Origin of the sequence: Agromyces sp. NPDC057679, from assembly GCF_042799635.1 — a bacterium.
Lineage (GTDB): Bacteria > Actinomycetota > Actinomycetes > Actinomycetales > Microbacteriaceae > Agromyces.
The window spans coordinates 1-13,766 of the sequence record NZ_JBHVIK010000006.1 but is presented as its reverse complement, the minus strand read 5'-3'; the positions used below and the strand labels follow the sequence as shown (position 1 = coordinate 13,766).

Genomic DNA, 13,766 nt, shown 5'->3' with positions numbered 1-13,766 from the left:
TCGCCGCGCGAGCGCGCCGAACGCGTTCAGAACGGCCAGACGAGCGGCACGAGCAGCACCCCGACGACGAGGAACAGCAGGGTGAACGGCCACCCGAAGCGGGCGTAGTCGCCGAAGCGGTAGCCGCCCGGCCCCATCACCATGAGGTTGACCGGCGTCGCGATCGGCGTCAGGAACGCCGCCGCCGCCACGACCGTGAGCGCCATCAGGAACGGACGGGCCGAGACCCCGAGTTCGACGGCCGCGGAGATGGCGATCGGCGCGACGATGAGCGCGGTCGCCATGTTGCTGATGAGCTGGCCGAGCACGACGACGAGCAGGCACACGACGAACAGCACCGCGAGCGGTCCGCCCGGGCCCGCAAGGTCGACGAGGGTCGAGCCCACGAGCTCGGCGGCACCCGTGGTCGTGAACGCGGTCGACATGGGGATCATCCCCGCGACGAGGATCACCGTCGTCCACGAGATCGCCCGATACGCCCGACCGAGCGAGACGACGCCGGTGAGGATCATCGCGCCGGCGGCGACGAGCCCCGCGACCACCGGCGGCACCAGCCCGGTCGCGAGCAGCAGCACCATCGCGGCGAGGACGACGATCGCGACGACGCCGCGGCGACCGATGGGCGCCGCCTGCCCGCGCACGGCAGCCGGTGCGTCGACGACGCGGACGTCGTCGCCCGCCGTGTTCTCCTCGAGGTCGTCCCAGGTGCCCTGCAGGAGCAGGACGTCGCCCACCTCGACATCGGCCTCCGGCGAGGTGAGCTCGCGTCCGTTGCGGGAGACCGCGAGGATCACGAGCTTGCCGCTCGGCGTCGTCATGCCCGGGAACACGCGCATGCCGACGAGCTCCGACCGGGGCGGCACGAGCACCTCGGCGACGCCGTTCTCGGCGTCGATCGTCACCGCGCGGCCGCCGCCGTCGGCGTCCGCGAGCACCGAGTAATCGCCGAGGAGGGTGCAGGCGTGGTCGCTGAGGTCGCGCGGAACGGTGGCGGCGCTGCGCGCCGGAAGCATCCGATCGCCGAGGAGCATGGCGAGCAGCACGGTGCCGATCACGAGCGGGACGCCGACGATCGCGAACTCGAAGAAGCCGAACGGCCCGCCCGCCGACTCCGCCGCGAACTCCGAGACGATCACGTTGACCGGCGTGCCGGTGAGCGCGAGCATCGAACCGGCGTGCGCCGCGAAGGCGAGCGGCAGCAGCAGCTGCGACGGCGGCAGGCCGATGCGGACGGCGACGACGACCGTCATCGGCAGGAGTGCCGCGACTGCGCCGTTGACGCTGATGAGCGCGGTGAGCAGGGCGACGAGGACCATCACGAGCACGAGCACCCGTCGCCGGTTCGAGCCGCCCCTGGCGGCCACGATGCGGCCGAGCCGGGCGGTCACGCCCGTCGCGTCGAGCCCCTCGCTCACGACGAACAGCGCGGCGATGAAGATCACCGTCGGGTCGGCGAAGCCGGCGAGCGACTGCTCGAGGGTGAGGATGCCGGTGGCCCAGAGCGCGAGTGCGACGCCGACGGCGGTGACGGCGACGGGGATCCGGCTCGTCATGAACGCCGCCACGGCGACGCCGAGGATCACGAACGTCACCACGACGGGGTCCATGGCGCTCAGGCTAGCGGCGCAATACAGTGAAGGCGAGCGGATGCCGCGACGAGGCGCATCCCCAGTGCAATGCCGATGCGAGGGGGACGCATGACCGCAGCACGGCAGGTCGAGCCGACATCGAAGACATCGTGGCTCCCGCTCATCGTGGTGGTGCTCACCCAGATCCAGGCCTCCTTCGCGGTGAACGCGCTCACGGTGTCGATGGCCGGGATCACGAGCGACCTCGACACCCCCGCGACCTCGGTCGGCACCGCGATCACCGCGGGCACCTTCGCGATGGCGGCGTTCATCCTGCTCGGCGCGAAGGTGGGGTCGCGGTTCGGCACGCGCGGGGTGTTCCAGATCGCCGTCGCCGTGCACGGCCTCGCGATGCTGGGGGTGGCACTCAGCGCGAGCCCGGCGATGCTGTTCATCGCACAGGCGTCCTCGGGCGCCGTGATCGCGCTCATCGCGCCCGCGCTCACCGTCTTCATCGCCACGAACTACCACGGCGAGCAGCAGGGCAAGGCGATCGGCCTGCTGGCCGCGGCCATCCCCGCGGCGGGCGTGCTCGCCCTCCTGATCGCGGGCTCGTTCGCGACCACCATCGGGTGGCGCTGGTCGTTCATCCTGATGGTGGCACTCGCGGTCGTGAACCTGGGGCTGAGCTTCGCCGTGAAGAAGGTGCCGGCCCAGCCCGGCCTCACGATCGACTGGACGGGGGCGATCATCGCCGCCGTCGCGGTGATCCTGCTGAGCTTCGGATTCAGCGGACTCGCGACCTGGGGCGTCTGGCTCGCGACGCCGCAGGCGCCGTTCGAGGTGCTCGGCATCTCGCCCGCACCGCTGCTCGTGATCGCCGGACTCGTGGTCGGCCAGGTGTTCTTCTCCTGGCTGCGACGGCGAGCACGGGAGGACAAGCCGCGCATCTTCGACCTCCGGGTGCTCGCGACGGGCTCCGAGCGCGCGGTCACCGCGTGCATGGCGACGATGCTCTTCGTCGGCACTGCGGCGAACTTCCTGATCCCGCTGTACATCCAGGTGGTGCAGGGGCGCTCGAGCATCGAGACCTCGTTCTCGATCATCCCCTACACGCTCTCGATCTTCCTCGCCTCGACGTTCGTCGCGTACCTCTACGGGCGCTTCACGCCGCGGGTGCTCGCCACCGTCGGCTTCATCGTCGTGGCATCCGCGCTCACCCTGCTCGGCTTCACCGTGCGCGGCGAGTGGAGCCAGGGGTTCGTGATCGCCGGCCTCATCCTGCTCGGTCTCGGTCAGGGCGCGATCGTCGCCCTGGTGTTCAACACCCTGCTGTCGGCGGCCCCGAAGCAGCTGGCCGGCGACGTCGGTGCCTGGCGCGGACTGGTGCACAACCTCTCGGGCTCGGTCGGCATCGCCGTCGCGAGCGCCTTCGCGGTCGGCATGCTCTCCTCGCTGCTGCTCGCGGGCGCGCAGGAGCACCCCGAGATCAGCGACGAACTCATCGCGCAGGTGAACTTCAACGAGGCGAACTTCCTCACGAACGAACAGCTCGCCGCCGTGCTGGAGTCGCGGGCGACCGGTCCCGAGCTCGATGCGGCGATCGCAGTGAACGCCGAGGCCCGCCTCCAGGCCCTCCAGATCTCGTTGCTGGGACTCGCCGCGTTCTCGCTGCTCGCGATCGTGCCGGCCACGCGCATGCCCGGGCGCCGCGACGGCGATCTGCCCGAGAAGCTCGAGCCCGACGATGACGACGCCATCGATCCGGTCGTCGACGACGAGGCGCCCGCGCGAACCGACCGGGGCCCGCGCATCGACCAGGCACAGAAGGAGGCGCGCGCATGACCCGCGATCCGAACTCACTCATCCCCGACGACTTCACGGCGACGCCTTCGCTCGCGAGGTCCGACGCGGCGACGGTCGCCGTCGTCGACGAGCTCGACGAATCGTCGCTCGGCGCGATCGGCGTGCTGGTCACGAGTGACGGCGAACTGCCCGCCGGCGTCGACCTCGACCGTGCGGCGCTCGCCCGATCGGGGTTCGAAGCGAAACCGGGCACGACGCTCGCACTGCCGTACGGCTCGGGCCCGCTGCTCGTGCTCGTCGGGGTCGGCCCCGGTGGCGAGCTGGGTGTGAACGGGCTGCGCGACGCCGCCGCGGCGTTCGCCCGCGCCGGCGCGAGGTTCGCACGCATCGGGCTCCGCGTGCCGTCGACGGGCGGCGCCGACGCCGCCGGCGCCGCGCAGGCGCTCACCGAGGGCGCGCTGCTCGCGCGCTACCGATTCGACACCCTGAAGCGCGAACCGAAGGACGTCGCGCTCGAGCGGGTCGAGCTGCGCATCGACGGTGCGGATGCCTCGCAGGCGACGTCGGGCGTCGACGTCGGCCTCGTCACGGCGCGCGCCGCGAACCTCGCCCGAGATCTCGCGAACTCTCCGCCCGGGCACCTGACGGCGACCGGCATGGCCGACGTCGCGGTCGCCCTCGGCGAACGGTTCGGCTTCGACGTCGAGGTGTTCGATCGGCAGCAGCTCATCGAGCTCGGCTGCGGCGGGCTGCTCGGCGTGAACCGGGGCTCGGCCGAGGAACCCCGCATGGTCAAGCTGCGTTACACGCCCGACGGCGAGTCGACCGGGCATCTCGGCCTCGTCGGCAAGGGCATCATGTACGACTCGGGCGGCATCAGCCTGAAGCCGTCCGACCCGATGCACTTGCTCATGAAGATGGACATGGGCGGGGCGGCCTCGGTGCTCGCGGCCTTCACGTCGCTCCGCGACCTCGGCGCCACCGCGACGGTCAGCGGCTGGCTCATGTGCACCGACAACATGCCCTCGGGCTCGGCCTACAAGCTCGGCGACGTGCTCACCGCGCGCGGCGGCACGACCGTCGAGGTGAAGAACACCGACGCCGAGGGCCGCCTCGTCATGATGGACGGCATCGTGCTCGCGAACGAGGACGGCGTCGACGCGATCGTCGACATCGCGACGCTCACGGGCTCGGCGCTCATGTCGCTCGGGCAGATCACGGCGGCACTCCTCGGCAACGACGAGACGATGCTCGGCGAGGTCGAGCGGGCCGCCGCCGCGACCGACGAACAGGTCTGGCGGCTTCCCCTCGAACGGCGGTACCGCAAGCAGCTCGACTCGGAGATCGCCGACCTCTCGAACCTGGGCGGCCCCTACGCCGGGGCGACGACGGCCGCACTGTTCCTCGCGCACTTCGTCGGCGAGACCCCGTGGGCCCATCTCGACATCGCCGGCACCATGCAGTCCGACTCGGACGACTCGTGGCGCTCGAAGGGCGCGACCGGGTTCGGCACGCGCATCCTCATCGAGGTGGCACGGGGGTTCCGGGCGGACGGGTGAGCGGGCGGGTGGACGCTTCGGCGAACTCGGGCGAGCCGCGCGCTCGAGCGCGTGTGACGGTCGTCGGCGACGCGCATGTCGAAGTGCACCGCGATGCCGGCGGGTCGCGCGAGTTCGTGGGCGGCCGGGGGGTCGACGCGGCGATCGGGCTCTCGATCCTCGGCGATGAGGCGACGCTCGTCTCAGCGGTCGGCGACGATGAAGACGGGGATCGCATCCGTTCCGTGCTCCGCGACTACGGCGTGCGCCTCATCGCGGGCGGGCCGGGTGGCGGCACCGCACGGGTGGTCATCGATCGACGTGACGGAGGCGGACGCGCCGGACCCGACGAGCCCGCGATCGCCCTGCGCGATATCCCCATCGACGAGGAGGCTCGCGGGGCGATCGCCGACGCCGACCTCGTCGTCGTGAGCGGGGTCACCTTCACCGACGAGGCCCGGCTCGACGAGTTGCTCGCCGCGGTCGAGCACCCGGAGGTTCGGCTCGTCGTCGACCGCGAAGCACCGGTGTGGATGCCTCGCGGTCGCACCGGCTCCTCCGCGGGGCTCGACCGGCTCGCGCGCTCCGCGGCGTTCACGACGACGAGCGGGGGCGCTCCCCCGCTGCGGCCGTGCGGTACCGTCGCCGCGGTCGCGCATCTCCTCGCGCACGGCGATCGACCCGGCTCACCCGACGCGCGGGACGCGGCATGGGATGACGCACTCGCGGCGCCACTGGCGGCACTCGCCGCGGCCCCATGGCCCGGACGAGCCGCCGGATCGCGATCGCCGAGCGCTCCCAGCGATCGGGGCAGTTGACCTCGGACTGCGTCGTAGCGTGCCACCGACTCGCGTCAGCGAACGAGCCGCACGGTCATGATGTCCCAGAGTTCGAACGGCGCTTCGGCGCCGTCGGGTTCGAAGCCGTTCCGACGGTAGAACGCCCGTGCTCTCGTCTCGCCCGCCATCGCCCACAGGTAGGCGGGCCGGTCGCCGATCGCGGCGTCGAGCAGCGCCTGCCCGAGCCCAGTGCCCTGGTGGGCGTCGAGCAGGTACAGGCCCTTGAGTTCGAGATCGCGCGGCGCATCGGGTTCGTCGGCGAGATCGACCGTACACGCGTCCGCGAAGCCGACGATCAGATCGCCGTCGACGGCGACGACGACGGTTCGCTCGGGGCCCCCGGCGACGTCGAGCACCTGCCGCCATCCCTCGAGGCGCTGTTCGAGCGTCCACGCCTCGATGCGCTCGCGCGTGACGAACCCCGGATCGATGTAGGTCGTCTGATGGCTCTCCCAGTGCATGCGGGCGATGCCGGGTGCGTCGTCGGCCCGCGCCGCGCGGATGACCGGCGCGGAGGCGGGAGCGGCCTGCTTGTCGGGGGGTGTCATGGGCGCGCCTCAGCCGAGCAGGCGAGCGCGCACGCGCTCGAGGTCGGGTGCGGTGAGTCCGTTCTCGCGCAGGAATCCGGCGACGTCGACACCGTCGAGGAACTCCTCGAGTTCACGCACGCGACGCGCGTCGAGATCGCGCACGTCGGCATCGGCGGTCTCGCCGCCACCATCACCGGCGCTCGACTGCTCGGCGATGGCGTGGACTGCTGCGAGGTAGTCGGCGACGATCGCACCCCGATCGACCTCGCACAGCTGCAGGAGCATCGCGGTGATCATGCCCGTGCGGTCCCGACCATGGGCGCAATGGACGAGCACGGCGCCGCCGTCGGCCGGTTCCCCGGCGCCGGTACCCGTGCCGGCCGCCGCGAGCTCGCCGAACACCGCCGCGATGAGCCCGGGCCATCGCTCGAGCACCTCCGCGTAGTAGCCGGGAGTGTCGAGATGCGGCCATCGCGCCATGAACTCGGCGTCGGACTGGTCTTCGACCGGGCGGTGATGCCGCGTGAACGGCGCATCGATCGCGGCGCCGACCTCGTCGCCGTTGCGCAGGTCGATGATCGTGCGTACGCCCTCGTCGTAGAGCTCGGCGCGCCCGGTCTCGTCGAGGTGGTCGAGCTGCGCTGAGCGGTAGATCCGACCATGCCGGGTCGTGCCGAGTGCACCCTCGAGCCCTCCCAGATCCCACGTGTTCGGAAGCCCGGCCCAGGTCATACGACGCGTCATGCGGTCGACGCTACCGGAGGCAGCCCTCCCCGTCCCACGGGAGCCGTTCCCCGGCGCTGCAGGTTCAACGGCCGGAGTCAAGCGCCTCGGAGTGGGGTGTGTGGAGGCAGACCATTACGTCACTGATACGCGAGTGGCATCGCCTCGCGGCGCGCCGACGATCTCCCGGCCGGCCGATACCACTCGCATATCAGTGACGTCGTCCACGGCGATGGCCGCCCACTCCGTGACCACCCCGGCGTACCGTTCTCGGCCCGCCGCAGCGGCCGCCCGGAAACTGCTCGCCGCACCGGTGAACGCGCGGCTCGGCACCAGGGGCGGTCGGGGCGGACGACGGGCGAGCGGCGGCGATGCTCCGCTCAGCGCAGGGCGCCCGCACGGTAAGCGGCTTCGGTGCGAGTTGCAGCGCCCAGCTTGCGCAGGATCGCCGAGACGTGCACGGACGCCGTCTTGCCGCTGATGAAGAGCCGCTCGCCGATCTGGCGGTTGCTGAGGCCCTCGGCGATGAGCTCGAGCACCTGGCGCTCGCGTGCGGTGAGCTCCGCGGTCGCGGCGGCATCGGCGTCGGATGCCGCGGCGCCGGCGATGCCCGCGACCTCGCCGCCGGCCGGGCGGTGCGCCCCGTCGAGTACGAGCGCCGCGGTCGCCGCGACGCGTTCGACGCGCTCGCGTACCGCGGTCACCCCGCCGGCCTCGGCCCGGTCGAGGGCGAGTTGCAGCGTCGCCCGAGCGGCAGTGCGGTCGGCCGCAGCCAACTCGGCCTCGCCGAGCCGCAGCAGCGAGTACGGGTGGAGGAAGCCGGGGACGCCCCCGCGTCCGGTGGCGTCGGCCGCTCGGCGCCAGGCGGCCGGATCGGTACCCGGAACCTGGGCGCCGGCGCCTTCGGTCGCCTCTGCGCGTTCGGCCTCGATCAGCGCGACCCAGGTCTCGTGATGCGGCCAGAACGACCCCGCCTCGAGGAGGCGGTCGGTTTCGACGGCGGATGCACCGACCTCGGCGACGACGGCCTCGGGCACTGCATGCGGTCGTACGGCGATCGCAGCGGCCACGCGTGCGGCGACCCAGAAGCCCGGGTGCGCGTAGCCGGGGTGGAGCGCGTGCTCTTCGTGGAAGATGCCCCGGATCTCGGCCCACGCGCCGGTGAGGTCGTCGTTCGCGAGTGCGACCTCGGCGGCCATCTGGCCGACCGCGAGCCGGGTCTGCATCTCGACCGCCTGCACCCCGGCCATCATCGGCCGCACCCGGCGCAGCGCCTCGGCCGCCCCGACGGGGTCGCCGCGCCACAGCATCGAGGAGATGCGGGCGCGGTGGAGGTAGACGGTGAACGGCACCGGCGGGTCGAGCGACAGCGCTCGTTCGATGATCTCTTCTCCGCGCTCCCATTCGCCGAGCGCGAAGAGCGGGTCGACGGCGTTGGAGGCGAGGATGACTCCGGTGCTCCGCTCGACGCCTTGGGCCCGTGCGCGCCCCAGCCCGTCTTCGGCGAGGCGCACGGCCTCGGGGTAGTCGCCGATGAGGTAGGCGAGGTCTGAGGAGTTGACCCAGTAGCGCAGGAGGGCTGCGCCGTCGCCCTCGGCCAGCTCGCGGGCCTCGGCGAGCATCTCGAGCCCGCGCTCGACTTCGCCGCGGACGGCGCGGCCGGCGGCCGCGATGTTCATGGAGATGGAGGCCGAGCGCGGCAGGTCGTGCTCGAGGGCGACGGCCAGGCCCTGCTCGGCCGTCTCGACCGCCTCGCCCGTGCGCCCCTCGATCAGGAATCGTCCGGCGAGGGTTGCAAGCGACCCCGCCTTGATCTCGGGGTCGCCGTCGTCGCCGAGCACCTCGAGCCCCTCTTCGAGGAGCGGGATGGAGCCGGGCTTGCCGATGGCCGCGAGGTAGAGCGCCTTGTCGCGGAGGAACCGCGGGTACTGCGGCTCGTCTCGCGGGCACTCGGCGAGCGCGGCCTTCACGAGCGCGAGCCCGCGTTCGATCTCGCCCGCGTTGCGCAGGTGCGAGGCGGTGCGGCCCATGAGCTCGAGCTTGCCCATGCCGGCAGCCGTCTCGGGGTCGGGCACCACGTCCCACAGTTCGAGCGCGCGTTCGCCGAGCTGGGCGGCGGTCGCGTAGGCCGCGGCGGCGCGCGCCTCGCGCATGGCCTGCATCGTCGCCGGGAACGCGCGCACCGCGTCGTGCGCCCCGAGCCAGTGGTAGGAGATCTCGGCGGCGAGGCGGCGGGAGCCGGCCTCGGCGGCGGCCTCGTACGCCTCGGCGTAGCGGGCATGGAACCGGGCGCGCTCGCCCGGCAGCAGATCGTCGAGGATCGCCTCGCGCACGAGCGCATGCCGGAACGAGTAGTCGTCGCCGTCGATCGTGATGACCCCGTAGTGCACGCACTGCCGGGCGGCCGCGTCGAGCTCGGCGTCGTCGCCCTGGAAGACCTGTGCCAGCAGCGCATGCGAGACCCGCACCCCGCCCGTCGAGATGAGGCGCAGCAGCTCTTGGGCCGACTCGGGCAGCCGCTCGTACCTGGCGAGCAGCAGCTCGCGGAGGGTGTCGGGCACGAAGCCCTCGTCGCGGCATCCGTCGATGCCGACGAGCTCTTCGACGAAGAAGGGGATGCCGTCGCTGCGGCGGAAGACCGTCTCGAGAACCCGATCGTTCGGGGCCTCGTCGACGATCAGCGACTTCACGAGCCGCTTCACCTGCGACTTCGACAGCCGCCCGAGCTCGAGACGCTCGACCCAGCGGTCGCGCTCGGCCTCGGAGAGGAAGGATCGGACGGGGTGCCCGCGGGTGACGTCTTCGGTGCGGTAGCTGAGCACGGTGAGCACGCGGCTCGAGCCGAGGGCGCGCAGCAGGAAGCGCAGCAGTGCGAGGCTCGCCGCATCGATCCAGTGCAGGTCTTCGATCACGAACGCGATCGGCCGCTCGCGCGAGAAGGTCTCGAGGAGCACCGCGATGCCCTCGTGCAGCTGGCCGGCGGCGATGCCGGCGCCCGGTGCGCCCACCTCGCCCGACTCCGCCGCGAGTTCGGGCAGCAGCGCGACGAGCGCGGCACGCCCCGGGCCGACCGCCTCGAGCACCGGTGCCGCGCCGACCTCGGCGACGAGCGCCCGCAGGGCCGTCTTGACCGGGGCGTACGGCGCCGCGACGCTGCCGAGGTCGACGCACTGCCCGGCGAGCAGCAGAACGTCGCTCGGCAGGTGCTGCTGGAACTCGCGGATCAAGCGGGTCTTGCCGATGCCGGCCTCACCGCCGACGATCACCGTGAACGGCGCGCCGGCACGCACCCCGTCGAGGCGCTCGTCGAGCCGCGAGAGGTCGGCGCCGCGGCCGATCATGGCCGCTGCTGACATGGTCACGATCTCATCGTGCCACGTGCCGCCGACATGCGGCCCTGTTCGATGCGAGGCATCCGGGCCCGCGTGCGCCGCGGCGGGCGCCGCGGCGGGCGCCGCCACCGTGGCGCTCACCGCACGGCGAGACGCAGGCCGCGGCGACCGAACGCACGGTGGCGGGAGACCTGCTCGGCCCGGTCCGCCGGCTCGCTCGCGACCGCACGCTCCTCCGCTGCGAGGCGGTGGGCGATGCGACGCTCTGCCTGCAGCAGGTTCGCCTCGTGGGTGTGCACGGCGAGCAGTTCTGCTGAGTACTGCATGATCATTCCTTCGGTCTTTGTGCGATCGGATGTCTCGATGGTGCTCGCTAAGGCACCCCGGTCTCATCGGACGATCGCCCTATTTCGTCCGCGGGCGCCTCAGACGGGCGCCCGCTCGCCGGTCAGGCGGGCATCGTCGGCAGACGGCGCAGGCCGTCGCGGCGGAACTGCACGAGCGCGGTGACGAGCGCCGACGCGCCGATCAGCCCCAGCATGAGCATGGTCGCGAGCATGATGAAACCCCCTTTCCGTCACGAGATACTGCGGGAGCGGGCGCCGCGCGTCGTCAGCGCCCGCACCGATTCGGGCAGGGGCGTGCCCGCCGGGGTCAGCCCGGAGGCCTGCGGTTCGCCCCACACGCGTTCGAGCGGCACGACGCCCGCCCACTGCGAGTGGTCTTCGCCGTCGTCGACGGCCTCGGATGCCCCGTGCGCACGCGACTTCATGACGACGTCGTCCAGGGCGATCCGGAGCACGCGGGTCGCCGCGACCTCCTTGCGCCGCATGCCGCGCACCTCGGCGGAGCGCCCGGGCATGAGCCGTTCGGAGAGCGCGAGCAACGCGGCATCCGCCTCGTCGGGGCCGACCTCGTCGAGCACGCCGTACGCGACGGCGCTGCGGTAGTTCATCGAACTGTCGAAGAGCGAGCGCGCGTAGACGAGCCCGTCGAGCGCGGTGACCGAGAAGGCGACCGTGGCCCGCTCGGCGGCGGCCCGGAGGGCGAACCCGCCGCCCGTCGAGCCGTGCACGTAGATCGCCTCGCCGATGCGGGCGTAGCCCATCGGCACGACGATCGGCACGCCGTCGGCGACGGCGGCGAGGTGGCCGACGAGTTCGCCGTCGAGCAGCTCGAAGAGAGCGCCACGGTCGGTGGTCTGGCGTTCGGCCATGCGGCGGATGCGTCGTACGGGGCGGTCGGCGGGGGTCTCGATCGTGCTCATGGCTCGAGTCTCGGACGTACACTGGCCTCGTCTGCAGTCCAGTCGCTGCAGTATCGACCAGTCCAGTGAGGAGCAGCCGTGGACGGCCCCCTGCTCGTGCTCGACCGCCGCGAGGGCGTGCCGCTCGGCGTCCAACTCGTCGACGGGATCCGCCGGGGCATCCTCGGCGGTCTCCTCGAGCCCGGCGACCCCGTGCCGTCAACACGGTCGCTCGCCGCCGAGCTCGGCATCTCGCGCAGCTCGGTCGTCGCCGCGTACGAGCAGCTCGCCGGCGAGGGCTACCTCGAACTGCGCCAAGGCGCGCCGACCCGGGTGGCCCGGCTCGTCGTCGAGCCCGAGGCATCCGCGCCGTCGGCCCGGCCGATGACCGTCGGGCGGTCGGGCGACCGGACCACCTCGGCCGACGCCGCGCACGATGACGAACGCCCGCACCATCGCATCGACCTGCTGCCCGGCAGCCCGTCGACCGCCCGCATCGACGAACGGGCCTGGCGCTCGGCCTGGCGACGGGCCGCCGCGGCACCGATCCCTCGGGTGTCGCCGCCACGCGCGGGCCTCGCCGGCCTGCGCGAGGAGATCGCCGACCATCTCCGCCAGGCGCGCGGGGTCGCCTGCACCCGCGACGACATCGTCGTCACCGCGGGCACGAGCGATGCACTGGGCCTGCTCGGCGCCGCGCTCCTCGAGCTCGTGCGCGACGACCGACCGGGCGGCGCACCGCCCGTCGTCGCCGTCGAGCACCCCGGCTACCCCTCGGCACGGCGCCTGCTCGAGCGACGGGGACTCGCGATCGCCCCGCTGCCGGTCGACGTCGACGGCCTCGACCTCGACGCGCTGCGACGGATGCACCGCCCGCCGCAGGCCGTGATGGTCACCCCGAGCCACCAGTACCCGCTCGGGGGGCGGCTGCCCGTGGCATCCCGGCTCGAACTCATCGACTGGGCGCGTGCGACCGGGGCGCTCATCATCGAGGACGACTACGACAGCGAGTTCCGCCACCTCGGTGCGCCGCTGCCCGCGCTCGCCTCGCTCGACCGGCTCGGCGCCGCGAGCGTCGGCGACGAGCGGGGTGCCGAGCGCACCGTGCTCGTCGGCAGCTTCTCGAAGGTGCTCACTCCCTGGCTGCGGCTCGGCTACCTCGTGCTGCCGGGCGACCCGGCGCTGCGCGCCGCCGTCCTCCGCATCCGTGCCGACGAGCCGTGCCCCGTGCCCGGGCCCGCGCAGGAGGCCATGCGCGCGTTCCTCGCGTCAGGGGCACTCCGCCGCCACATCACCGCCACGCGGCGGGACTACGCCCACCGGCGTCGCATGGTGCAGGCCGCCCTCGGCGAGCTGCCCGGCGCACCGCTCAGCGGGCTCGACGGCGGATTGCACGCGGTCGTCGAGCTGGCCGACGCCGAGGCCTCCGCGTCGATCGTCGCCCGCCTCGCGGACGAGGGCGTCGGCGTGGCGCCGCTCGCCGACTACTCGGCCGTCCCCGGCGAGCGGCCGGGCGGAATCGTGTTCGGCTACGCCGGCGTCGGGGACGCCCAGCTGGGCGAGGGGCTCGCCCGCATCCGCGCAGCGCTGGTCGACACCCTCGACCCCGCCGGAGGCGAGGGCTAGTGTTGGGCTGAAGCGAGGCATCCTGCCGTGAACGAGATCGTCACCATCGAACCGTGGAGCCCTTGGCCGCTCGCGATCCCCATCGTGATCGCCGCGGCCGGCGTCGTCGTGTCGAGCCTCGGCACCCGGCGACGATCGAAGCCCGTGCGCGAGCTCGGCTCGGGGGTCTTCCTCATCGCCATCGTGGCCTTCGCCGCGATGTTCGGCATCATGCCCGGCTCCTGGGATCAGGGCGAGCGGCGGAAGGCGCTCATCGCGGTCGGCTACGAATCGCCGACGTTCTCGGCCGAGCAGATCGTCGGCCCGGGCGAACCCGCCGCCGTCGCATTCCAGGCCGAGCGCGAGGGCGAGCGCGTGCGCGGCGTGCTTCGGCACCAGGGCGATGCGCAGTGGGAGATCGCCGAGATCCAAGCCGACGACTGATCGGCCTGCCGCCTGCGGCCGGTCGGACCGCCGCGGGCGGCGGCGGGTGCGGCCGATGCCGCACCCGCCGAGCCGTGGGGACTAGTTGCCGGCGAGTGCCTGGTCGGTGTCCTTGATCGCCTGCATCATCTTGCG

The 13,766-nt window shown here is 72.8% G+C and carries 11 protein-coding genes; 5 read left to right on the top strand and 6 right to left on the bottom strand.

The window, feature by feature from the left end:
• Positions 1-26 precede the first annotated feature (26 nt).
• The gene (locus ACFVAJ_RS21405; protein ID WP_376947849.1) at positions 27-1,607 is read right to left on the bottom strand and encodes an SLC13 family permease; all 1,581 of its coding nucleotides are present in this window, start codon (positions 1,605-1,607) and stop codon (positions 27-29) included.
• A gap of 90 nt (positions 1,608-1,697) precedes the next feature.
• Here ACFVAJ_RS21405 and ACFVAJ_RS21400 point away from each other — a divergent pair, with 90 nt between their 5' ends.
• The 3 genes from ACFVAJ_RS21400 to ACFVAJ_RS21390 all read left to right on the top strand — a co-directional run bounded on the left by ACFVAJ_RS21400 (position 1,698) and on the right by ACFVAJ_RS21390 (position 5,730).
• Complete coding sequence (locus ACFVAJ_RS21400; protein ID WP_376947847.1) at positions 1,698-3,413, top strand: MFS transporter; 1,716 nt, start codon at positions 1,698-1,700, stop codon at positions 3,411-3,413.
• Complete coding sequence (locus tag ACFVAJ_RS21395; RefSeq protein ID WP_376947845.1) at positions 3,410-4,933, top strand: leucyl aminopeptidase; 1,524 nt, start codon at positions 3,410-3,412, stop codon at positions 4,931-4,933. The genes ACFVAJ_RS21400 and ACFVAJ_RS21395 overlap by 4 nt, the downstream gene beginning before the upstream one ends.
• A gap of 83 nt (positions 4,934-5,016) precedes the next feature.
• On the top strand, positions 5,017-5,730 hold the full coding sequence (locus ACFVAJ_RS21390) for a carbohydrate kinase family protein (protein WP_376947843.1): 714 nt from the start codon (positions 5,017-5,019) through the stop codon (positions 5,728-5,730).
• 35 nt (positions 5,731-5,765) lie between these two features.
• On the opposite strand, the gene ACFVAJ_RS21385 is transcribed toward ACFVAJ_RS21390, so the two are convergent.
• The 5 genes from ACFVAJ_RS21385 to ACFVAJ_RS21365 form a co-directional block, all read right to left on the bottom strand.
• Positions 5,766-6,299, bottom strand: a complete 534-nt coding sequence (locus tag ACFVAJ_RS21385) for a GNAT family N-acetyltransferase (protein ID WP_376947841.1) — start codon at positions 6,297-6,299, stop codon at positions 5,766-5,768.
• Positions 6,300-6,308: 9 nt separating this feature from the next.
• The gene (locus ACFVAJ_RS21380; protein WP_376947839.1) at positions 6,309-7,025 is read right to left on the bottom strand and encodes a tyrosine-protein phosphatase; all 717 of its coding nucleotides are present in this window, start codon (positions 7,023-7,025) and stop codon (positions 6,309-6,311) included.
• A gap of 359 nt (positions 7,026-7,384) precedes the next feature.
• Positions 7,385-10,360 carry an AAA family ATPase gene (locus ACFVAJ_RS21375; RefSeq protein ID WP_376947921.1) on the bottom strand — a complete coding sequence of 992 codons (2,976 nt, stop codon included), beginning with the start codon at positions 10,358-10,360 and terminating at the stop codon, positions 7,385-7,387.
• Between the two features lie 113 nt (positions 10,361-10,473).
• Complete coding sequence (locus ACFVAJ_RS21370; protein ID WP_376947837.1) at positions 10,474-10,662, bottom strand: hypothetical protein; 189 nt, start codon at positions 10,660-10,662, stop codon at positions 10,474-10,476.
• Positions 10,663-10,913: 251 nt separating this feature from the next.
• Positions 10,914-11,603 (bottom strand): pyridoxamine 5'-phosphate oxidase family protein, encoded by a 690-nt coding sequence (locus ACFVAJ_RS21365; protein WP_376947835.1) that lies wholly within the window; start codon positions 11,601-11,603, stop codon positions 10,914-10,916.
• Between the two features lie 78 nt (positions 11,604-11,681).
• Here ACFVAJ_RS21365 and ACFVAJ_RS21360 point away from each other — a divergent pair, with 78 nt between their 5' ends.
• Positions 11,682-13,208, top strand: a complete 1,527-nt coding sequence (locus ACFVAJ_RS21360; protein ID WP_376947833.1) for a PLP-dependent aminotransferase family protein — start codon at positions 11,682-11,684, stop codon at positions 13,206-13,208.
• A gap of 27 nt (positions 13,209-13,235) precedes the next feature.
• Positions 13,236-13,631, top strand: coding sequence for a hypothetical protein (locus tag ACFVAJ_RS21355; RefSeq protein WP_376947831.1), 396 nt, complete (start codon positions 13,236-13,238; stop codon positions 13,629-13,631).
• Positions 13,632-13,766 lie beyond the last annotated feature (135 nt).